The 21,661-nt window shown below is 58.0% G+C and carries 17 protein-coding genes and 1 pseudogene; 11 read left to right on the forward strand and 7 right to left on the reverse strand.

The window, feature by feature from the left end; genetic code table 11:
* Positions 1-559: 559 nt before the first annotated feature.
* Positions 560-3,709 (reverse strand): efflux RND transporter permease subunit, encoded by a 3,150-nt coding sequence (locus ACB028_RS01630; RefSeq protein WP_371143343.1) that lies wholly within the window; start codon positions 3,707-3,709, stop codon positions 560-562.
* A 17-nt stretch (positions 3,710-3,726) separates the two neighbouring features.
* Complete coding sequence (locus ACB028_RS01635) at positions 3,727-4,908, reverse strand: efflux RND transporter periplasmic adaptor subunit (protein ID WP_042024877.1); 1,182 nt, start codon at positions 4,906-4,908, stop codon at positions 3,727-3,729.
* Between the two features lie 140 nt (positions 4,909-5,048).
* On the opposite strand from ACB028_RS01635, the gene ACB028_RS01640 reads away from it, so the two are divergent.
* The 6 genes from ACB028_RS01640 (at position 5,049) to ACB028_RS01665 (ending at position 8,889) form a co-directional block, all read left to right on the forward strand.
* Positions 5,049-5,690 carry a TetR family transcriptional regulator gene (locus tag ACB028_RS01640; RefSeq protein WP_225633064.1) on the forward strand — a complete coding sequence of 214 codons (642 nt, stop codon included), beginning with the start codon at positions 5,049-5,051 and terminating at the stop codon, positions 5,688-5,690.
* Positions 5,691-5,769: 79 nt separating this feature from the next.
* Positions 5,770-6,303, forward strand: a complete 534-nt coding sequence (locus ACB028_RS01645) for a class I SAM-dependent methyltransferase (protein WP_371143344.1) — start codon at positions 5,770-5,772, stop codon at positions 6,301-6,303.
* A 192-nt stretch (positions 6,304-6,495) separates the two neighbouring features.
* Positions 6,496-7,677: a dicarboxylate/amino acid:cation symporter gene (locus tag ACB028_RS01650; protein WP_042072117.1), complete on the forward strand. Its 1,182-nt coding sequence runs from the start codon at positions 6,496-6,498 to the stop codon at positions 7,675-7,677.
* 186 nt (positions 7,678-7,863) lie between these two features.
* Positions 7,864-8,184, forward strand: coding sequence for a DUF134 domain-containing protein (locus ACB028_RS01655; RefSeq protein WP_371143345.1), 321 nt, complete (start codon positions 7,864-7,866; stop codon positions 8,182-8,184).
* On the forward strand, positions 8,174-8,722 hold the full coding sequence (locus ACB028_RS01660) for a NifB/NifX family molybdenum-iron cluster-binding protein (RefSeq protein ID WP_371143346.1): 549 nt from the start codon (positions 8,174-8,176) through the stop codon (positions 8,720-8,722). Before ACB028_RS01655 ends, ACB028_RS01660 begins: the two co-directional genes overlap by 11 nt.
* Entirely contained in the window at positions 8,704-8,889 is a 186-nt protein-coding gene (locus ACB028_RS01665) for a hypothetical protein (RefSeq protein ID WP_371143347.1), read from the forward strand. Before ACB028_RS01660 ends, ACB028_RS01665 begins: the two co-directional genes overlap by 19 nt.
* A gap of 79 nt (positions 8,890-8,968) precedes the next feature.
* Here the strand turns inward: ACB028_RS01665 and ACB028_RS01670 are convergent, their stop codons facing one another.
* Entirely contained in the window at positions 8,969-10,093 is a 1,125-nt protein-coding gene (locus tag ACB028_RS01670) for an HD-GYP domain-containing protein (RefSeq protein WP_371143348.1), read from the reverse strand.
* Between the two features lie 244 nt (positions 10,094-10,337).
* Here ACB028_RS01670 and rimO point away from each other — a divergent pair, with 244 nt between their 5' ends.
* Complete coding sequence (gene rimO / locus ACB028_RS01675; protein WP_042072122.1) at positions 10,338-11,666, forward strand: 30S ribosomal protein S12 methylthiotransferase RimO; 1,329 nt, start codon at positions 10,338-10,340, stop codon at positions 11,664-11,666.
* 118 nt (positions 11,667-11,784) lie between these two features.
* Here rimO and ACB028_RS01680 read toward each other — a convergent pair whose 3' ends face one another.
* Entirely contained in the window at positions 11,785-12,015 is a 231-nt protein-coding gene (locus ACB028_RS01680) for a hypothetical protein (protein ID WP_371143349.1), read from the reverse strand.
* 391 nt (positions 12,016-12,406) lie between these two features.
* On the opposite strand from ACB028_RS01680, the gene ACB028_RS01685 reads away from it, so the two are divergent.
* The 4 genes and pseudogenes from ACB028_RS01685 (at position 12,407) to ACB028_RS01700 (ending at position 17,348) form a co-directional block, all read left to right on the forward strand.
* Positions 12,407-13,348 carry a hypothetical protein gene (locus ACB028_RS01685; protein ID WP_371143350.1) on the forward strand — a complete coding sequence of 314 codons (942 nt, stop codon included), beginning with the start codon at positions 12,407-12,409 and terminating at the stop codon, positions 13,346-13,348.
* A 160-nt stretch (positions 13,349-13,508) separates the two neighbouring features.
* Entirely contained in the window at positions 13,509-14,045 is a 537-nt protein-coding gene (locus tag ACB028_RS01690) for a GNAT family N-acetyltransferase (protein ID WP_371143493.1), read from the forward strand.
* Between the two features lie 36 nt (positions 14,046-14,081).
* A pseudogene (locus ACB028_RS01695) lies at positions 14,082-14,597 on the forward strand (AAA family ATPase).
* 843 nt (positions 14,598-15,440) lie between these two features.
* Positions 15,441-17,348, forward strand: a complete 1,908-nt coding sequence (locus ACB028_RS01700) for a fructose-specific PTS transporter subunit EIIC (RefSeq protein ID WP_371143351.1) — start codon at positions 15,441-15,443, stop codon at positions 17,346-17,348.
* Between the two features lie 196 nt (positions 17,349-17,544).
* Here the strand turns inward: ACB028_RS01700 and ACB028_RS01705 are convergent, their stop codons facing one another.
* The 3 genes from ACB028_RS01705 to ACB028_RS01715 all read right to left on the reverse strand — a co-directional run bounded on the left by ACB028_RS01705 (position 17,545) and on the right by ACB028_RS01715 (position 21,206).
* Complete coding sequence (locus ACB028_RS01705; protein ID WP_371143352.1) at positions 17,545-18,951, reverse strand: YfcC family protein; 1,407 nt, start codon at positions 18,949-18,951, stop codon at positions 17,545-17,547.
* A gap of 40 nt (positions 18,952-18,991) precedes the next feature.
* Complete coding sequence (locus tag ACB028_RS01710) at positions 18,992-20,095, reverse strand: NAD/NADP octopine/nopaline dehydrogenase family protein (RefSeq protein ID WP_371143353.1); 1,104 nt, start codon at positions 20,093-20,095, stop codon at positions 18,992-18,994.
* A gap of 172 nt (positions 20,096-20,267) precedes the next feature.
* Entirely contained in the window at positions 20,268-21,206 is a 939-nt protein-coding gene (locus ACB028_RS01715) for a LysR substrate-binding domain-containing protein (RefSeq protein WP_371143354.1), read from the reverse strand.
* Between the last annotated feature and the right edge of the window lie 455 nt (positions 21,207-21,661).

Here is a 21,661-nt window from a genome sequence, read left to right on the forward strand (position 1 = left end):
AATCAAACCGAAGGTATCAAGGCGGCGTAATAGACACTCAATCTTGGATTGATATATCCAGAGCAGGGGATACTCGCTAGCAACTCATTTCATTGCATTTATTACAAAAAATGATGGCTACCGCCCCTGGGTTACAGCCCCCAGTTTACTGCTTTTAACCAGATTGTGTCTGCTGTTGGTCATCGTGTCCTTCAGCATCTCTTGTTATCTTGACTGTCGGTACGCTCCCCACCCTCTTGCACAAGAATATTCTCATGAGGAATGTGATATACCCGACAGTCTTAGCCCGATTGGAGTCCGGATTCTATCCCGTTTCAGACCAAACTGAACAGTAAAAACTACTCACTATGAGGGTTTTCGATAAGGATTCGATAGAGAACACGCTCAGTTGAACAAACTTGACGCACATGCCACAAACAACCGCTATTGATAACCAATTGATACCTTAATCAGAGCAAAAAATAGGGCAACCCTGAAGTTGCCCTGTTTAAAGACCAATAAAACCTGACAGAGCTGGCGCTTTATTAGCCACCTGTCAGTTCAAACCAACTAGCATCCATCAGTCATGTTTCGTCTCACCCACCGCAGCCAAACGCGCCTCTTTTGAAGAATTTTTGGTGAAGTAGCGCATCACCAGCACGAAGAACAGCGGCACGAAGAAGATGGCCAGGACGGTAGCACTGATCATCCCCCCCATCACGCCGGTACCGATGGCGTTACGGCTGCTGGCGCCGGCACCGGTACTGATCACTAGCGGCAATACGCCGAGGATGAAAGCAAGGGATGTCATCAAGATGGGGCGCAGACGAAGACGTGCCGCTTCCACCACCGCCTCACCAAGCCCCATCCCCTTGTCATAGAGCTCCTTGGCGAACTCGACGATCAGGATGGCATTCTTGGCCGACAGGCCAATGGTTGTGAGCAGCCCTACCTGGAAGTAAACGTCATTCTCCAGCCCGCGCAGGGTCGCTGCCAGAATGGCGCCCAGTACGCCGAGCGGCACCACCAGCATCACCGAGAACGGAATGCTCCAGCTCTCGTACAAGGCCGCGAGACAGAGGAACACCACCAGCAGGGAAATAGCATAGAGCGCGGGAGCCTGTGAGCCGGCCTGGCGCTCCTGGAAGGAGAGCCCGGTCCACTCGATACCCACCCCTTCTGGCAGCTGTTTCACCATCTGCTCGATAGCCGCCATGGCATCACCGGTACTCTTGCCGGGCGCGGCTTCACCGACGATCTCCATGGCTGGCACACCGTTGTAACGCTCGAGGCGCGGCGAACCAAAGCTCCACTCCGTCGTGGCAAAAGCGGAGAAAGGCACCATCTGGCCGGCGTTGTTGCGCACATACCACAGCTTGAGATCTTCCGGATTCATCCTGAAGGGGGCATCGGCCTGCATGTAGACCTTCTTGATCCGGCCACGATCCACGAAGTCGTTCACATAGGAAGAGCCCCAGGCCGTCGACAGGGCGCTGTTGATGTCCGAAATGGAGAGCCCCTGCGCCAATGCCTTCTCATAGTCGAGCTTGATATCGAGCTGGGGGGTATCTTCCATCCCGTTCGGGCGTACCCGCACCAAGTTCGGATCCTGCGCCGCCATGCCGAGCAGCTGATTACGCGCCGCCATCAGCTTGTCGTGGCCCAGTCCAGCACGATCCTGCAGATAGAAGTCAAAACCGGTAGCCGTTCCAAGTTCCGGGATCGACGGCAGGTTGAAGGCAAAAACTTGTGCCTCCTTGATGCTGAACAGATAACCCATGGCACGGCCAATGATGGCATTAGCGCTGCGATCCGGGCTCTCCCGCTCGCTCCAGTCCTTGAGCTTGATAAAGGCCATGCCCGCATTCTGACCGCTACCGGCGAAGCTGAAGCCCGCCACTGTCAGTACCGACTCCACATTCTCCTTCTCATTCTCGAGAAAATAATCGCGCATCTGGGCCAACACCACCTCAGTACGCTGCTTGGTCGCACCGACCGGCAGTTGCACCATGGACATGACGACCCCCTGATCCTCCTCAGGCAGGAAGGAGGTGGGCATCCGCATAAACAGCACACCCAGCACTACCAGCATGGCGCCATAGATGAGGCTGTAGCGTACGCCCTGCTTGATCACTTTGCGTACCCCGTTCTGATAGCGGCTGGCACTGGCATCAAAGGCCCGGTTGAACCAGCCGAAGAAGCCGTGCTGGGCCGCAAACTCGCCATGTTTCAGCGGCTTGAGCAGGGTGGCACACAGAGCTGGCGTCAGGATCAGGGCCACCAGCACCGAGAGCACCATGGCCGAGACGATGGTGAGCGAGAACTGGCGATAGATGGCACCGGTCGACCCGCCAAAAAAGGCCATGGGCACGAACACTGCCGACAGCACCAGGGCAATCCCCACCAGGGCGCCGGTGATCTGATCCATCGACTTGCGAGTTGCCTCCAGCGGGGAGAGATCCTCCTCGCTCATCAGGCGTTCCACGTTCTCCACCACCACGATGGCGTCATCCACCAAGAGGCCGATGGCCAGCACCATGCCGAACATGGTCAGGGTGTTGATGGAGAAACCGAAGGCTGCCATCACGCCGAAGGTACCGAGCAGCACCACGGGCACAGCGATAGTCGGGATCAGGGTGGCGCGGAAGTTCTGCAGGAACAGGTACATGACGCAGAACACCAGGATGATCGCTTCGATCAGGGTCTGCACCACCTCCTCGATGGAGATCTTCACAAACGGCGTGGTGTCGTAGGGATAGACGATCTCCATGTTGGCCGGGAAGTACTCGGAGAGCTCATCCAGTTTGGCTTGCACCTTCTCGGCGGTATCCAGCGCGTTGGCACCGGTCGCCAGCTTGATGGCGATGGCGGCAGTCGGCTGACCGTTGTAGAGCGCATCGGCATCATAGCTCTCACCCGCCAGCTCGACCCGTGCCACATCTTTCAGACGGACTTTGGAACCATCCTGATTCACCCGCAGCAGAATGTTGTTGAACTGCTCGGGGGCAGAGAGGCGGGTCTGCCCCATGATGGTAGCGGTGAACTGCTGATCCTTGACCGCAGGGGTGCCCCCCAGCTGGCCAAAGGCCACCTGGGCGTTCTGCGCCTTGATCGCGGCCTGCACGTCCCCCGGGGTCATCTGTACCCGGTTGAGCTTGTGCGGGTCGAGCCAGACTCGCATGGAGTATTGGCTGCCGAACAGGGTGATCTCGCCCACACCGTCCAGACGGCTCAGGGGCTCCTTGATGTTGGAGACCACATAATCCGCCAGATCGTCGTTGTTCATGCTGCCATCGCTGGAGATGAACGCCGCCACCATCAGGAAGCTGCTGGAGGTCTTCTGGACCCGGATCCCCTGCTGCTGCACCTCTTGTGGCAACAGCGACATCGCCTGTTGCAACTTGTTTTGCACCTGCACCTGGGCGATATCGGGATCGGTACCCGGCTGGAACGTCAGGGTCACCGACACCCGGCCGGCGGAGTCAGACTGGGAGGACATGTAGAGCAGGTGATCCAACCCCGTCATGTTCTGTTCGATGATCTGGGTCACCGAATCTTCCACCGTCTTGGCGGAAGCGCCGGGGTAGCTGGCGGAGATGCTCACCGCCGGTGGCGCTATGCTCGGGTACTGGGCCACCGGCAACTTGATGATGGCCAGGCTGCCCGCCAACATGATCACCAGCGCAATCACCCAGGCAAAAATGGGTCTGTCTATAAAAAATCGAGCCATGAAGTGACTACTCCATCCTACTTGTTGGCCGGAGTCTGGGCGGCAGACACAGTGGCCGCCTGCTCAGTCGGGTTGACCTCAGCACCCGGACGCACTTTCTGCAGACCGGCGACGATCACCTTCTCACCTGATTTGAGGCCGGACTCCACCACCCAGTTGCTGCCGACGACCCGGCTCAGCTGGACATTGCGCAGCTCGACCTTGTTGTCGGCTGTCACTACCAGCACGGTCGCGCCGCCATTGGGGGTACGGCTGACGGCAGTTTGCGGCACCAGCAGCCCCTGGGCCCGCTCACCCTCTTGCAAGGTGGCGCGCATGAACATACCGGGCAGCAGCAACTGGTGAGGATTGGGCACTATGACCCTCAGAGTCACCATGCCGGTGCTCTCGTCCACGGTCACATCGGAGAATTGCAGTGAACCTGCTTCCCCGTAACTGGAGCCATCCTCCAGCTGGAAGTTCACCCTGGCTCCCTTCTGCTCGTCCTGGGTCAGCTTGCCCTCGGCCACCAGCCGCTTGAGGCGCAGCAGATCGGCGGTGGACTGGCGCACGTCCACATACATGGGGTCGAGCTGCTGAATGGTGGTGAGTGCACTGGCCTGCTGGGCAGTCACCAGGGCCCCTTCGGTCACTGCTGACTTGCCAATGCGGCCGCTGATGGGCGCCGTGATCCGGGTGTAGCCCAGATTGATCTCTGCGGTGCGCAGGGCTGCCTTGCTCGCCATGATCTCGGCTTGGGCCTGCTTCCAGCTGGCATCGGCGTCATCGTAATCCTGACGGCTGATGGACTTGACCTTGAGCAGCTCTTGATAACGTTTGGCCTTGAGGCGAGCGCTGCGCTCGTTGGCCTCGGCCTTGGCCAGATTGGCCTTGGCGCTGGCGACTTCCGCCTGGTAAATAGCCGGATCGATCTGATAAAGCAGATCGCCCGCCTTCACGTCGCTTCCTTCGGTAAAGAGACGCTTGAGCAGGATACCGCTCACCTGGGGGCGAACTTCGGCGATGCGCAGCGCTGCGCTGCGGCCGGTCAATTCTGTGGTCAGTTGCAGCGGCCCGCTTTGCAGCGTGACGACATCGACCGCAGCCGGAGGCATGCCCCCCTGCCCTTGCGGCATCCCGTCCTTGTCACCACAACCTGCCAGCAGGCCCGTTGCCAGCAAGGCAAGGCCCACCGAACGAGCAAGAATATGTTTATGCATGAAACACCTTAATCTCAGCCAGTCAATGAACAGGCAGGGCCAGACGGCCCCGTTGGAAAAAAATCGGAAGATGAGGCAATATACATACATTCATAAATGTATGTAAGTGACTTTTTGCTTATATCGAGGTGCATCACCCCATGGCCAGACGAACCAAAGAAGAGGCGCAGCAGACCCGTTGCCATATCATGAAGACCGCACTGGCGCTCTTCTGTGCCCAGGGATTGGCCAGAACCAGCCTGACCGATATCGCCAAGGCCGCCGGGCTGACTCGCGGTGCCATCTACTGGCACTTCAAGAACAAGGAAGAGCTTTTCTTCTCACTGTGGAAAGAGCTGTGCGAGCCGCTCTCCCACCAACTTGATGCCTGCATCTCCGAGCAGGAGCCCGACCCCCTGGGCAAACTGCGAACTTTTCTCAAAGGGGTCCTTGTCCGTATCACCACGGATCCGGCTCACCAGCAGATGTTCACCATACTGTTCAATCTGGAATCGCTCGATGGCGAGACGCTCTCTTTGCGCGAACACATCCGCAGCGAGTCGGGCAACTTCTTCCAGGATCTGGAGACGGCCCTCACCAATGCCATCCACAAGGGGCAATTGCCGGCGACCCTGGATCTGAAGCGGGCCACCACCCTGGTGCACTGCACCCTGGATGGCTACATAGTCAACTGGCTGCACTTTCCGGCCAGAATTGACCTTATAAAGGAAGCAGACTTCCTGCTCGACAGTATCTTCGCCATGTTGCAGCTGGTTGACGGCCCGGCCAGCACCCGCCCATAACCTTCCCCTGACGCCACAACCTTTGGCTGGTCACAGCCAAGTTTGCTAGAGTATGCCCCCCTTTGTTGGAGGTCCCTCAGTGTCACACCCCGTCAGCCCCTTGTCGGCGCCACACTCTGCCCAAGTGCAGACGGTGTGCGCCCACTTTCTCGCCGCCCTGCCCAAACAGGCTCACCTGCTCAACGCCAATTGCGGCAGCGGCGAAGATCTGGCGCATTTTCGCCAACTGGGCCATGTGGTGACCGCCTGCGAGCCCAGACTGGGACAGGCCAAGCTCGCCTCGCAACAAACCGGACAAGCGGTACGTGTCTGTCATATCGAGCAGATACATTCTGTGCTGCCCTATGACGGCATCTGGATCAGTGGCCAGTTTGGCCACCATGTTTCCACCCTTACCACCCAATTGCAGCGATTGGCAAGCCTGCTCAAACCGGGGGCTCTGCTGTGCATCCGTTTGCCACAAGATGATATGACCCAGGCAAGAGACAGGATTCAGCTGGTTATCGAGCAAACAAGCCTGCCATTAGTACCGACTCACTGTCAGCCCCCCTCTGCTATAGGGCAACCGCAAACCCTTCTCTACCTGCAGCGGATCCCGCAACCCATTCCCTAACGAATTAATTCATCACATATTTCCGGCAACTGAGTCCAAAGGGTTCCACTCGGTGTTTGGGGTGATTGACAATATTTAACTCGGAGATTTAACGAAATAGGCAGACATAGCACGGATTTAATGTTAAAAAAACACGATTAATATAGAAATTAAATAACAAACCAGACAATACATATTCAGGCGGATTTTATTATGAAACTTGTCCTCAAACTCATTGCTGGCATCCTTGCAGGCCTCTTGCTCGGTCTTTACGCCCCTGAGTGGGTGGCGCGCGTGCTGTTCACGGCCAAGACAGTCATAGGCCAGCTGATCACCTTCACCATCCCGCTCATCATCCTGTTCTTCATCATGAGCGGCATCGCCAGCCTGCCGAAAAACTCCGGCAAGCTGCTGGGCAAGACGGTTGCCCTCTCCTACGGCTCTACCATACTCGCGGGTCTGTTCGCCTTCACTGTGGCCAGCCACCTGATCCCGCAGCTGACCAGCGCCGCCGAGCCCACGGCAGAAACAGCTACCGAGCTTGCCTCCTACCTCAATCTGGAGATCCCGCCATTTTTTGGGGTGATGTCCGCTCTGGTCGCCGCCTTTGTGTTCGGCATCGGTATCAGTGCGACCCAGGCCACCGACCTGCGTAAGGTAGTCGATCAGGGCCGAGACATTATCGACCGCCTGCTGGCCAAAGTGATCATCCCGCTGCTGCCCATCTACATCGCCGGTGTTTTCGCCGAAATGACCGTAGTCGGCACTGTATTCGCCACCCTGAAGACCTTTGGCGTGGTGCTGGTGATGGCCATCCTGATGCACTGGATCTGGCTCTCCGTACTCTTCATCGGTACCGGTCTGGCCCTTGGCCGCTCACCGCTCACCCTCATCAAGAACATGCTGCCCGCCTACTTCACAGCCCTGGGCACCATGTCCAGCGCGGCCACTATCCCGGTCGCCCTGCGCTCAAGCAAGAACAACGGGGTAAGCGAGGGGATCGCCAACTTCACCGTGCCTCTGTGCGCCACCATTCACCTGAGCGGCTCCACCATCACCCTGGTGACCTGCGCCACCGCCGTGATGTTCCTCTCCGAGCATCTGGCGATCCCGGGCTATGGCACCATGCTGCCTTTCATCATGATGCTGGGGGTGATCATGATAGCCGCACCGGGCGCACCGGGGGGGGCCGTGATGTCGGCTCTGGGCCTGCTCACCTCCATGCTCGGCTTTAGTGAGGCCTCCGTCGCCCTGATGATCGCCCTCTACTTGGCGCAAGACAGCTTCGGCACCGCCTGCAACGTGACCGGCGATGGCGTCATCGCCCTGTGGGCCGACCGTTTCGCCAATGGCAGTGAAGCCACCGGAGTGACTCGCCAATCTGAAGCCGCGTAAGCAACCGGCGAAAATCCCGACATGCCCCCACGGGCCCAAACTTCGGTTTGGGCCCGTGTTGTTTCTCCCTCTTCATGCATCTCTCTTCCCTCTTCGCAAAGACGTCATCCATGACTCAATCCGACAAAATAATTGGCATATGCCATTTACAGGCGTATAAATGGCATATGCTAATTAGGAGCCACCATGCCAAGACCCAAGATTGCCCGCCAGATCTGTGGCCGCCCCGCCAACAGCTGCTTCAAACCCAATGGCCGCCCCATGCACCAACTGGAGCAAGTCGCCCTGGCGGCCGATGAATTCGAGGCCCTGCGACTGGTCGACCTGCAGGGGATGCAGCAACAGGAGGCCGCGCGGGTGATGGGTGTCTCCCGCCAGACCCTGGCCAATATCCTGAAAAAAGGCCGTTACAAGGTGGTGGAATGTCTGAGCTTGGGCAAAGCGCTGATGATGCAGCCTGCCGAGCCCGACCAGAAAACCAGTGGAGAAGATCGTGATGAACCATGAAACAACCCCCGGCAATAGTGCCATCATGCTGAGCCAGGGCCTGCTGGCCGGCCATTTCAGCCGTGCCGAGCAGTTGCAAATCCTGAGCCCTGCTGGAGCCGTACTGGCCACTCTGGCCAATCCGGCGGCCACGACCGGATGCGGCGGCAAACAGGCACTGCTGGCGACGCTGGCCGAACATGGCGTCGGCCAAGTGATGGTGCGCAACATCGGCCAGCAGATGCTGGGTCGCCTGCTGGCTGCCGGCATCCGGGTCATGCAGTGCCGTTCGGGCCGTTTGCCCCTGCCTGCACTGCTGGCCCCCGCCAACTTGATACCGCTGACAGAGGCAAGTCAGGGCCGCCCGTCACGACACCATCAAGGCGCACCATCCATCCACGGGATCCGTCCCGCCGGCCAACAGCCGGGGGCACACGCCTGCCGGCGAAATAGCGGGGCGGCGCATGGCCATTGCCGCAATACTCAAAACAGCGGCCAGGGCGTTGATCACCCCTGCTGCCACCACAGGGAGGGGAAATCATGTCAATCTGGCTGTTGAGCCTGCTCGCCTCATTTGTCCTTATCGTCGCCATGGGCACCATCGTCTGGTGGCGTCAGTACAAGCTGGCACAAAAACGGGGGGATAAAGAGGTACGCCCTTGCGGCTGCTCGAGCGCCTGCGCGGATCACCTGCATCAGATAAGCGAACCGCCGCCCAAATCCTGATGTCCCCAAAGGTTATCGGGCAACCGGCACAGGCCGTATAGAGAAAGGAGAAGGGGGCACCTGACAGTGCCCCCTTTCATCATGCCGGATTGGCCTGCTCTACCGTTTTTCCGAGCGTGAAGGCCGGATCCTGATACTGCTGATGGATGGCAAGAAAGGCCGCCTTGTTGTGCAGCGCTGCCGCAACACAAGCCGGGTCAAACTGACTGCCGGCATACTCTTCCAGATAATGAAAGGCCGTGTCGAAATCCCAGGGCTCCTTGTAGGGGCGCCTGCTGGTGAGGGCATCAAACACGTCGGCCACCGTCACTATCCGTGCGGCCAGCGGGATGGCCTCGCCGGTCAGCCCATAGGGATAGCCCGTGCCATCGAAACGCTCATGATGATGGATGATGATGTGCTTCAACATGTCGATGTGATGAATGCCATCGAGGCCGAACTCCTTGATCATCAGCGCTATCATCTCCTCCCCCTTGAGGGTGTGGGTCTGCATGACTGCAAACTCCTCCGGTGTCAGCTTGCCCGGCTTGAGCAAGATGGCATCGGGCACCGCAATCTTGCCGATATCGTGAAGTTCCGAAAAGAGATGAATGAACTCCACCTCTTCATCGTTAAGATCATGGCTCGGGGCCAGGGTCCTGGCGATCAGGCGGGCATAGGCCGACATCCGCCGCAAGTGGTTGGCCGTCTCCTCATCCCGATAGCGGCTGAACTCCCGCGCCGTGGTCAGGGCCCCGTTCAGGGTCTGAATTGAGAAAAACTCCACCGCTATGATGGCCGCCAGCATCTGGGCATAAGCTGCCAGCTCGTTGCACAGGGGAACACTGAAATAATCCGGCTCCCTGGCATCGCAGAACAGAAAGCCGAACAGCCTGTCATTGAACAGCAGCGGCTCGGTATAGCTGGAGGCAAACCCCGCCTCCAGCAGCTTGCGGCTGTGCTCCGCGGGGGAGCCTTTTAAGGATGCCAGGGTATCGAGCACGCGGGATTGCTGATGAGTGGCCAGATAATTCAGGGAGGGCACGTCGCTCAACTTGATCTCGTACTGCATCAGGGGAGAGGGGCCGTCGGTGCTGTGGCTGAATGTCTTGAGCTGATCCGTATGCTGATCGTAAATCGCAATGGCCACCCGGCTCAGCTTGTCAAAACGCTGGCGCAGGGTGGCGTGCATACTCTGCATGCGATCACCAAATGAGTTATCCATCCCTTCCCCCATCCCTTTATCTGCTGGAAGTATAGTGAATCTACTCTACTATCCCGGCTCAAATAATATATGACTCAACAAGATATCTGTGCCACCGGGTCGTCACGGGGAACGCGCACCGTGCCGTTATTACCCCGGACGACAGAGATAGTTCCGCTCCAGTGTGTCGGCTGTATAGTTTTTGGTTAGCCATTTAGGTAAAATCCGCGCCCTTGAAGTAAAGCCACCTAAGAGTGATTGAGCGATGTCCAACACAAAACAGGCCCCCAAAGTAGGATTCGTCTCCTTGGGTTGCCCCAAAAACCTGGTCGATTCCGAGCGCATCCTGACCCAGCTGCGTACCGAAGGGTACGACGTGGTGCCCAGCTATGACGATGCCGAGCTGGTCGTCGTCAACACCTGCGGCTTTATCGACAGCGCGGTGCAGGAGTCTCTGGAAGCCATCGGCGAAGCCCTGGCCGAAAACGGCAAGGTGATCGTCACCGGCTGCCTTGGCGCCAAAGAGAACCAGATCCGCGAGATCCACCCCAAGGTGCTCGAGATCACCGGTCCCCACGCCTATGAAGAGGTGCTGGGCCACGTTCACAAATACGTGGAGAAGCCGCAACACAACCCCTTTACCAGCCTGGTGCCGGCCCACGGCGTCAAGCTGACCCCGCGTCACTACGCCTACCTGAAGATTTCCGAAGGCTGCAACCACCGCTGCACCTTCTGCATCATCCCCTCCATGCGTGGGGATCTGGTGAGCCGCCCCATCGGCGAGGTACTGGCCGAGGCCAAGCGCCTGAAAGAGGCCGGCGTGAAGGAGATCCTGGTGATCTCCCAGGACACCTCCGCCTATGGTGTCGACGTAAAACACCGCACCGGCTTCTACGACGGCATGCCGGTCAAGACCAGCATGGTCGCCCTGTGCGAAGAGCTGGCCAAGCTCGATATCTGGGTGCGTCTGCACTACGTCTACCCCTATCCGCACGTGGATGACGTCATCCCCCTGATGCGCGATGGCAAGGTATTGCCCTACCTCGATATCCCGCTGCAGCATGCCAGCCCGCGCATCCTGAAACTGATGAAGCGTCCCGGCACCGTCGAGCGCACCCTGGAGCGGATCCAGAAGTGGCGCGAGATCTGCCCCGAGATCACCCTGCGCTCCACCTTTATCGTCGGCTTCCCGGGCGAGACCGAGGAGGACTTCCAGATGCTGCTCGACTTTATCGACAAGGCGGAGCTGGATCGGGTCGGCTGCTTCAAATACAGCCCGGTCGAGGGCGCCAAGGCCAACGAACTGCCGGATCCCGTGCCCGAAGAGGTACAGGAAGAGCGCTTCCAGCGCTTTATGGAGCTGCAACAGCAGGTCTCCATCCGCAAGCTCGCCCGCAAGGTCGGCCAGGAGATGACCATCATCATCGACGAAGTGGATGAAGAGGGTGCCACCGGCCGCTCCGCCGCCGATGCCCCCGAGATCGACGGTCTGGTCTACCTCAACGGTGAAACCAGCCTCAAGCCCGGCGACATGGTCAAGGTTCGCATCGACGAAGCCGACGAATATGACCTGTGGGCCAGCCTGATCGGCTAACCCCCTCTGAATAATAAAAAGCGCCCGAGGGCGCTTTTTTATTGCCTGACTATCAGTGGCGATCAGTTAGGGTTGCAACCAAATGAATCAACCATTCAAGGTGAAGCCAAAACATCCCTCACATCAAGGCCGGTAACCAGATACCACTTTGCCCATCGAGCTCCACCGATAACCACTCTCGCCAGTCATGGGCGAGCAAATAATCGTCGGCTAATAACTTATTTATTGATCTATAGCCGGTTTTTATCGGCTCCCTGTTTTGCTCCCCCACCGTCTTGACTAATATGACCCACTTGGCAACCAAAGCTTCATTGGAGTCATCTCTATGACTCAACGTTGTTTCCAGCACGGTCAGTCATCCAGCCTTACCGGGCTACTCACAAGTCAAAAGCAGCAGGCTGAGGGCTGAAACTCAGGGGCGGTAGCGTGAGATTTATGCTCCATCTCTAACATGGTGCTGATCAATACGTGGGTGGTCGAAGCGCAGAAACAGGCGCTGGTATAAGTTGTATCCCGCTAATCTTCTCCAGCCAGAATGTGGATGACTTTAATAACAATGATGTTTACCACCAGCTTCAGGGGTGGTTAAACTAGATATGAATAGATGAAAGATTAATTAGCGTGGTTATTGTCGGGTGGGAGAGATAATACCCATTTTGATAAGTGTATCGCGAACTACTCCTAACCTACTGCTCGTTAGATAGCAAAAGTCCGCATAATACATTTTGAGAGGGATTTTTATGCGTGAAATAGTTTACAACATTTTCTATTTTGTCTCCAATGACCAAAAATACATTATGGAGCTCGGAGTTGTCTCCCATGATATTTCTGGCTCTGACGAAGAAAAACTTAAGTTTTTACAACAAAACATACAAAGCGATTTATTAATTTGTAGCCGCCACTCAGTTCCGAAAGGTTTATGCGATCAAAATGGAAGACTTTCCATGGCCCATTTCAATGGCATGATTAGACTGGGTAAAAGCATTGAATTGTTCGAAAATATCTTTAAATATCTTAATGCACCAATAAATGTTCTTTATATATCAACGCCTGTAATAAACAACACTCCCCAATATGATATTCAATCAGACCATGGTGTATTATACCTTTCTAAGCACCAAGGCCATCCAAAACTAGGTGCGGGCTACATGAGTGATTATCTTGAAAAATATTTCATCAATGGGCAATTCAATATAGCGACCTTAATCCATGATGATCACTACATAGCGATTAAACTTCTTTTTAACAACCAGCATTATTTATCTTCGATGAAATTATTAGTCTCATTTATCGACACTATGGGTTATTTAGATTTCGGTGAGGAAAGTGGTAATGTTTTTATCCTTTGGTTGAAAAAGTACGCAACACTTGCTGAACTAAATATTAGTGAAGATGAATTATGGGAATTTCGCAATTCAATTTTACATATGACAAACTTAGATTCTCGTAAAGTACAACAAGGCAAAGTAGATAGAATCAGCTTTACCATAGCACCAGCTGGAACTAAAACATTCTCAGACCACGACACTAAATATTTCAACTTTGTAGACTTGATTGCAGAATTAAAGAAAGCGATGGAGAAATGGCTAAATTCATACACTGAAAACTCAGAAAAATTAGTTGAGTTTGTTAAACGATATGATCGAATTGTTGCTGATGGTCGCTATGCAAAATTATCCTAACAGTACTTGTAGATTCGAATAACGAAGCGTATTAGGACATTCGCGTCATCACCTCTACCTTTCAGCCACCACTCTATCTGCACAAACAAGCGGTGCAATTCACTTCGTTCATTGCTCCCTACGGTACTTGATACGCACCTCTGCGATTAACAGGGAAGTTATATTTAAACTTGAAAACCAACGCCTTATTCTGCGCGATATGCAGCCAGCGGATGAAGAGGCGTTTGTCGCCATCTCGCAAGAGAGCAAGTACCAGCGGTTTTACAGCGAGTCAGATTGCGACCCGGATAAACATCGGCAGCTCACCAGACTGTTTATCGAACAGGCGAATGAATATCCTCGCACTGCCTATCAATTGGCCATCGAGTACAAAGCGACCGGAGAATTTATTGGCACGGTCTGCCTGCGACTTGAAGCGGATAATCAGGCATCGATGGGATGTGGCATGGCCCGAGAATATCAGGGGCATGGACTCATACATGAAGCCGCATACGCCTTGATAAGCTTTGGTTTCCGCGAATTGGGTGTACACCGGATCTATGCAGAAACCATCAGCCAGAATCGCGCTGCAATTCGGTTATGCAAGGCGTTAGGCATGAAACAAGAGGGGCAGTTTCGCAAACACCGTTTCTTCAAAGATCAGTGGTGGGATACCGTGGTATTGGCCGTCCTCCAGAGTGAGTGGAAACAGATATAGTCACCGGCCAATTGGATATTTAAAGAGCACTCATAGATGAAACGCATTCTGATTATTGGCAACTCGGGATCTGGCAAGAGCTGGTTGGCAGCTCAGCTGGCTGAGCGGTTAAATATCCGCGAGGTCAATCTGGACACTATTGTCTGGCAACCAGGCGGCTTTAACCAAAAACGGCCCTAGCATGAGATTGACCTTGCAATTCAAACACTTGCCCAAGAGCCCTCATGGGTGGTCGAAGGGGTATTTGGTGCCCTGGCCGAACAGCTAATTGATGCCGCCGACACCCTGCTATTTCTGGATCTCGACTGGTCTGTATGCCGTGATTCACTGCTGTTGCGCAGTTCACAAAGCGCCAAGCAGCACGATGCAATGGCAGCCGAAGAGAACTTTCAACAACTGCTGGTGTGGGCATCGGAATATGAGCAACGAGCCAGCAAAAGCTCCCGCCAATTCCATCGCGAGCTGTTTGAACGATGCCAAAGCGACAAGCGCCACTTCACGACTCGCGCCGAGGTAAATCGCTATCTCACTCAAATGGCCATTCATAGCTAACGGGGAACTGGGTGACACAACACGAGCTGGCAAAGATGGGAAGCGCTTCGGTCAATATCCACATGCTGGATGGCACTCCCTGCATCAGGAAAAGCTATGCATCACCGGTCGAACGCCATTTCTACCAACGCGCAGCCCCCCATTTGCACGGGGTTAACACACCGGCTCTTCTCAGAGTCGAGGGGAATACCCTAATCGCAAAGAATTAGTGCTTAGTTTCGAGTCACGAAGCGTATTCGGATATTCGCGTAATCAACCCGGTAGGGTGTAATAAGCGCAGCGCATTACACCTCTACATCCCAGCCACCATATCAGCGGTGCAATTCACTCCGTTCATTGCACCCTACGGGCTACGGGCACCATACCTATGGCTCCACATGCCCACAAAGGTGGTCAATCCCCCTCTGATGGTTCAACCCATTTCTCCACCTTTCTCCTCGCTTACTTCCCCTCTCACTCGTTCCATCACCGCCATTTGTGTGCGGTGGCTCACACCTTTTGGTTCCTTTTTACCTCACAAATTTACAGACCCCTGCCTGCTTTCGTCCGGAGGGCCGCACGTGCCATGGCAAATACATTTCGACAAGTAAAATCATAACAAATTGATTTTTAACTATAAAAATTAATGTCGCGATTCATTTCAGCCCCATTTTGTCAGCTGCTCTGCGGTGAGATCAGGGTCACACTCAGGCCATAACCGCACAAAAATCCAGTTATTCGCACATTTGTCCGATAGGGTGACTGACTCCCCGGCGCGATAATGGTGGGGTCAAGTTTTGTCTGCATGCCGACCGCACAAGGGCGGCATACCAACAGCTCCATCAAGGGAGCGGGGAGAGCGCCATGATCACCACACTGATCAATGAACATCTGATCAATCTCGATTTGAAAGTGACGCACAAGGAGGGGGTCTTCCACGAGATGGCCGCCCTGCTGGCGGCGCAAGGCAAGGTCAGCGACCAGCAGGCCTTTATCAAGGACTTGTGGGCCCGTGAGGAACTCGGTAACACCGGCTTCGAGGAAGGAGTGGCCCTGCCCCACGCCAAGAGTGCGGCGGTGAGCACCCCGGCGGTGGCCATCGGCATCAGCCGCGCCGGCATCGAGTACGGCGCCGAGGATGGCAAGCCGTCCCACCTCTTTTTCATGATCGCCTCCCCCGACGGGGGCGCCAACCACCATATCGAGGTGCTGGCCGAGCTCTCCGCCAAGTTGATTGAAGAGGGCTTTATCGATGCATTGCTGGCGGCCAAGACGCCGGCCGAGGCACTGGCGCTGCTGCTTGAGAAAAAAGAGGAGCAAGCCGTCACTACGACCACCAGCAAGGGGTTGATCATTGGCGTCACAGGCTGCCCGGCCGGTATCGCCCACACCTATCTGGCGGCGGAATCCCTGGAGCGCGCCGCCCGTGAACTCGGTTACGAAGTAAAGGTGGAGACCAACGGCTCCATCGGCGTCAAGAACAGCCCTACCGCGGACGAAATCGCCCGCGCCAGCGCCATCGTGGTGGCCTGCGACAAGCAGGTGGACATGGCCCGCTTCAATGGCAAACCGCTTATCAAAACCGGCGTCAAGGCGCCCATCAAGGATGGCAAAGGGCTGATCGAGCAGGCCCTGAAGGCCCCCGCCTTTGTTGCGGACAAGGATGAGCGCAAGAGCGAGGAGAAGAGCAGCGGCGGCAGTTCGGATCTCTATCGCTATCTGATGAATGGCGTCTCCCATATGATCCCGTTTGTGGTCACGGGAGGCCTGCTGATTGCCCTGTCGCTCGCCATCGGCGGCAACCCGACCCCAAGCGGCATGCAGATCCCGGAAGGGAGCATGTGGAACCAGATCCTCAACGTGGGCGTGGCCGCCTTTACCCTGATGATCCCCATTCTGGCCGGCTATATCGCCTATGCCATCGGTGACCGTCCGGCGCTGGCGCCGGGCTTTATCGGCGGCTGGATCGCCAACAACGGCAGCTTCTACGGCGCCGACGCCGGCACCGGTTTTATCGGCGCCATCATAGCGGGCCTCCTGGTCGGTTATCTGGTGCGCTGGATTGCGACTCGCCAGTACCACAAGATGGTGCAACCGCTGGTGCCGATCCTGATCGCCCCCATCGTCGGGTCGCTCTTTATCGCCGCCGTCTTTATCTTCATCATCGGCGCCCCCATCGCCGACATGATGACGGGTCTGAACGCCATGCTGCTCTCCATGAGCGGTGGCAGCCTAGTATTGCTGGGGATTGTGCTCGGTGGCATGGCCGGCTTTGACATGGGTGGCCCGGTCAACAAGGTAGCCTTCCTGTTCTCGGTGGGCATGATCGCCTCCGGCCAGACCCAGTTCATGGGCGCCATGGCCTGCGCCATCCCGGTCGCCCCCCTTGGCATGTCGCTGGCTACCGTGCTCGGTCGCAAGCTCGGCATCTTCGATGCCTCTGAAATCGAAGCGGGCAAGGCCGCCGGTGCCATGGGTCTGGTGGGGATCTCCGAGGGCGCCATCCCGTTTGCCGCCCGCGACCCACTCGCCGTCATTCCGGCCAACGTGCTGGGCAGCATGACCGCCGCCGTGATGGCCTTCCTGTTTGGCATCACCAACAGCGTCGCTCACGGTGGCCCCATCGTGGCCCTGCTGGGTGCAGTTAACAAGCCGCTGCTGGCCCTGCTCTGCATGATCTGCGGCGCCATCGTCACCGGCGTGGTGGCGGTAGCCCTCAAAAAACTGCGCATGAAGAAGAGCGATGAGGCCATGCTCGCCAAAGCAGCCTGAGTGCTCTACCCATCAGTGACCGTCAGTCATAACAAGAGGCCACCCCTGGGTGGCCTCTTTGCGTTGATAACTCTCTTTTATCACTTCATCACTTCATCAGCGCGATTGACATACTCCTGCTCCCTGCCAATGTGCGCCACTATGGCTATGCGCAGGCATCAGTTTCCGAGTTTCCAATACGACTCCCTCTTTTGAGTCAACCCAGCATGACCCCCAGGCTCAGCAGGGCCATCACCATCAGGGTGAGGAATCCCAGCAGGGGGCCGATAAAGCGCAGCCAATCCCCGTAGGCCACCCGGCCGATGGCCAACCCCCCCATCACCACGCCCGAGGTAGGGGTGACCAGATTGGGCAGGCCCGAGGCGGACTGGAAGGCGGTCACCACCAGATCGCGCCCGACACCGGCAAAGTCGGCCAGCGGCGCCAGCACCGGCATGGAGAGCACCGCCAGCCCTGATGAGGAGGGCACCACCAGGCAGAGCACCGCCTCCACCCAGTAGATGGCGTTGATAAAGGCCACCTTGGGCAGGTCCGCCAGCAGCCCCTCGGCGTAGTGCAGTATGGTGTGGGTGATATTGCCGCTGTCCATCACGACCACCAGACCGCGGGCAATGGCGATGATGAGGGCCACCCCCAGCAGATCCCGGGCGCCGCCCACGAAGCTCTCGGTGAGCTCCACCTCACTTAGGCGACCCACCAGACCGGCCACCACGCTCGAGGCGAGGAACAGGGCCGAGAGCTCGGCCATCCACCAGCCTCCCACCGAGACCCCCCAGATCATCACGGCGAAGGTGACGGCGAAGATAAAGAGCACCGCCTGACGGATGGGGGTGAGCTCGGGCGCCTGCTCCTGACGGGAGTGGAGGAAGTGGGCCAGGTTCTCTTCCCGCTGACGGGCGACGATGGAGCGGGAGGGATCCTGCTTGACCCGCTCGGCATAGCGCATCACATAGACGACGCAAGCGAGCCACCCCAGCACCAGGATGGCCAGTCGCAGCCAGACCCCCTCCATAAAGTTGATCTCGGCGGCATTGGAGGCGATGACGGTGGCGAAGGGGTTGATGGTCGACCCCAGGCAGCCGATCCCGGCCCCCACCATGATGATGGCGACCCCCACTATGCTGTCGTAGCCGGCGGCGATCATCACCGGAATGAGCAGGGCATAGAAGGGGATGGTCTCCTCGGCCATGCCATAGACGGTGCCCCCCAGGGCAAACAGCCCCATCAGAATGGGGATCATCCACTTCTCGCGGCCCGCCAGGCGCCCCATGGTGGCGCTGATCCCGGCGTCGATGGCGCCGGTACGGGTCACCACGGCGAGAAAGCCGCCGATCACCAGCACGAAGAGGGCCACGTCCACCGCCCGGGCGGCATAGTCGGCGGGATCATAGAAGCCCTGGATGGGGGCCATGATCACCTCGAGGGGCCCCTGGGGGTTGGCCTCGACGGGGGCGTAGGAGCCCACCACGGGGACCATGCGCCCCAGGGTTTCGTTCTTCTCCATCCGGTACTGGCCGGCCGGGATCACCCAGGTAAGGGTGGCCATCAGCACGGTGAGCAGCATCAGGATGGTATAGGCAGAGGGAAACTTGAATCGGGTCATCGTCTTGCTCCTTCGCGAGGGGCCGGGCCCCCCGCCATGCTCAGGCCACCTTGGCCATGATCTCGTTCACCGTCATCCCCCCCAGCCCCATCTTCTCGAGGGTGCGGCCGGCGCGGAAGTAGTCGGTATCGTTATAGGCCCCGTCGATGCGCAGGCAGGACTCCACCAGCGGGGTGGTGACCCCGGTCAGCTGGCCCAGCTCGTAGCAGGGCACCAGCAGGTAGGCGGCATCTTCGGTGATGTAGCGGCTCGCCGAGGAGTCGGGGGCGCTGTTGAGCTTGCCGTGGGTCTCGGAGGTGCGGTTCACCTCGTAGACGCTCTCGCACTCCATCTCATAGAGGGCGTTCATCGCCTCAAGCTCGGGCATAAGCTTAAGTCCCAGCGCCTGTCCCACCGCCAGACGCTCCTGTTCCATGGCTGCCGCGGCGCGGGCGGTGGCCGGTGAGCAGCAATCCTTGTAGTAGTTGAACTCGCCGCCGAAGTTCTCGAGCAGCCCCATGTTGAGGGTGGTCAGCAGGGGGTGGCCGCCGAAGTTGATGTTCTCGAGCCCGGCGCTGATGACGTTGGGCAGGGCGGTGAGGGGCAGTGGCATCACCGGCTGCAGCCGGGCGATCGCCTCGTCGGTGCGGCTCGCCGGCAGGGCGGCGAGGGGCAGGAAGCGCTTCATGCCGAGAATGGCGAGCTGGGCCGGGCCGACGATGCGGGTCGCCCAGGGGATGGAGATGGCATCGACGAAGGTGAGATCGAGATGGCCATACCCCTCCTCCTCCTGAATGCGTTTGAGCACCAAAGAGCCATAGTTGCCCGGCATCAGCAGGATCAGCTGGCCATCACGCAGGTGGGGGAGCATCTGGCGAAACAGGGGCTCCTGGGCAAAGGAGGGAACCGGCAGGATCAGGATATCCGCGTAATCCACCGCCTCCTCCACCCGGCGGGTGAGGCGCTCGACGGGCTGAAAACCGGCGTAGGTCAGGGCGACCCCGTTATGCTCCGCCAGGGCCCGGATGCCGCCGGCGGCGGCAATCTCGTCCAGGGGGCCGTCAAACCCCTCGGATCCAAACAGGCAGACACTCGCCCCTTGCAGGGTCAGGTGGTAGGCCGCCGTCAGCCCGGCGTTGCCCGAGCCGAAGATCGATACTCGCATGTGTGCACTCCTCCTCATGGGTGAGGGCCCAGAGTAGGAGCGCAGGATCGCGCCCCTCCAATGACGAAGGCGGTGGGCACCATGCAAAAAGCGCATGGTGACCGGGCGGCGCGACACAACCAACTGAAAAACAAGAATAAAAACGTTTACCCACTGAACAGGTCCAGAGCGGCTAACTGTGATCTGGCGCATCCCCCAGCTCGCGGATGGCCCCGATATGGAGCAGGATCCCCAGCTCGTCGGCCAGCAGCCAGAAGCGCTCAACAAACTGCTCGGCGTGGCGATGGATGGGCCTCATCCCCGGATAGAGGATGTCGAACTCGAACGGCAGGGAGAAGCGCAAGGGGCGCATCACCAGGCTCGACTGCTCGCAGGCCAGGGTGGCGGTGAAGGGGTCGGTCACCGCCATCCCCACCCCCTCGCGCACCAGGGCCGCGGCCGTGCTGGCAAGCGACACTTCCAGTTGCTGGCGGGTGGCTAGTCCATAGCGGTGTAACAGGGCGTCGAGCCGGCGCTGCTGGGGATCCTTTTCGTGGCGGATGAGGGGCTGATCCGCCAGATCGGCCACATCCAGTGCCGTCAGCGCCGCCAGGGGGGAGCTCGCCGGCAGCAGGCAGACGCTCTCGCAACTCACCCGCTGGGCCTGCACCCCGGGCCAGCTCCCCTCCACGAAGGCGACCCCGATGTCGGTGGTCTGGCTCTGGATGCGGCGCAGCACCTCCTCGGAACGATAGGTCTTGAGCCCCACTTTGAGCCCCTCGCTACCGCGCAGGAAGCCCGCCACCACCCGGGGCAGGAAGGCGTTGGAGAGCAGCGGCATGGCGGCGATGTTGAGGGAGCCAAAGTGGCGGGTGCGAATGGCGTCGGCCGCGTGATCCAGCCCGGCCACCGCCTCGAACACCCGGGCCACCTCCAGATAGAAGGCCTGCCCCTCGTCGCTGAGCTCGAGGCGATTCTTCTTGCGCACAAACAGGGTGAAGCCGAGGCGCCCCTCGAGGGCGCTCAGCAATCGGCTGACTGCGGGCTGGCTCAGGTTGAGGCGCTCGGCGGCGGCAGTCACCGTCTGACACTCGACGATGGCACGAAAGGCATTGAGTTGTGAAAGCTTCATGGCTGCCTCAGGAATGGCAAAGAGTGAGCACCCTATCAAAAGGGGAAAAATGACACCATGTTGGTCAACCCGTTTTGAGCGCAGCCCCACTATCCGGATCCGATCACGGCGGTGCCAAGCCTGGCCGGCGCCTTGTTGTGCTGATGCGTCACTGCGGCAACGGTCGCCATGACACACTCAATGTCGTTACTGGCAAGAGCCGGGGCTCCCATCGATGGTGCCGGCCATCCTTCCCCTTGCAATACGAGTCCCGCCGCAGCCCTTCTCGTCGCCAAAAAGGGAGACCTGCGCCGCAGTCCCTGTGATACGTCTCACGCTTTGCCCAGGAAAACGGGAAAACTAGGAAAATTTCCTACCCCTGCTAGGGATGGCTCTCAAGCCATTTATTTCCCCCCTGACTAGAGTCAGCTCACCTGATGTCGTGACCCGCACAGCGCGTGGCGAAAGCCCCGCAG

It is taken from the genome of Aeromonas sp. S9(2024) (assembly GCF_041403185.1).
In the GTDB taxonomy this organism is placed as follows: Bacteria; Pseudomonadota; Gammaproteobacteria; order Enterobacterales; family Aeromonadaceae; genus Aeromonas; species Aeromonas enteropelogenes.

Excerpts from the sequence above, each read along its gene's own strand:
- ACB028_RS01630 (WP_371143343.1), bottom strand. The coding sequence starts at position 3,709 with ATGGCTCGATTTTTTATAGACAGACCCATTTTTGCCTGGGTGATTGCG.
- ACB028_RS01705 (WP_371143352.1), bottom strand. The coding sequence starts at position 18,951 with ATGACCCGATTCAAGTTTCCCTCTGCCTATACCATCCTGATGCTGCTC.
- ACB028_RS01650 (WP_042072117.1), top strand. The coding sequence starts at position 6,496 with ATGAAACTTGTCCTCAAACTCATTGCTGGCATCCTTGCAGGCCTCTTG.
- ACB028_RS01670 (WP_371143348.1), bottom strand. The coding sequence starts at position 10,093 with ATGGATAACTCATTTGGTGATCGCATGCAGAGTATGCACGCCACCCTG.
- rimO (WP_042072122.1), top strand. The coding sequence starts at position 10,338 with ATGTCCAACACAAAACAGGCCCCCAAAGTAGGATTCGTCTCCTTGGGT.
- ACB028_RS01685 (WP_371143350.1), top strand. The coding sequence starts at position 12,407 with ATGCGTGAAATAGTTTACAACATTTTCTATTTTGTCTCCAATGACCAA.
- ACB028_RS01715 (WP_371143354.1), bottom strand. The coding sequence starts at position 21,206 with ATGAAGCTTTCACAACTCAATGCCTTTCGTGCCATCGTCGAGTGTCAG.
- ACB028_RS01640 (WP_225633064.1), top strand. The coding sequence starts at position 5,049 with ATGGCCAGACGAACCAAAGAAGAGGCGCAGCAGACCCGTTGCCATATC.
- ACB028_RS01700 (WP_371143351.1), top strand. The coding sequence starts at position 15,441 with ATGATCACCACACTGATCAATGAACATCTGATCAATCTCGATTTGAAA.
- ACB028_RS01635 (WP_042024877.1), bottom strand. The coding sequence starts at position 4,908 with ATGCATAAACATATTCTTGCTCGTTCGGTGGGCCTTGCCTTGCTGGCA.
- ACB028_RS01655 (WP_371143345.1), top strand. The coding sequence starts at position 7,864 with ATGCCAAGACCCAAGATTGCCCGCCAGATCTGTGGCCGCCCCGCCAAC.
- ACB028_RS01665 (WP_371143347.1), top strand. The coding sequence starts at position 8,704 with ATGTCAATCTGGCTGTTGAGCCTGCTCGCCTCATTTGTCCTTATCGTC.
- ACB028_RS01660 (WP_371143346.1), top strand. The coding sequence starts at position 8,174 with ATGAACCATGAAACAACCCCCGGCAATAGTGCCATCATGCTGAGCCAG.
- ACB028_RS01710 (WP_371143353.1), bottom strand. The coding sequence starts at position 20,095 with ATGCGAGTATCGATCTTCGGCTCGGGCAACGCCGGGCTGACGGCGGCC.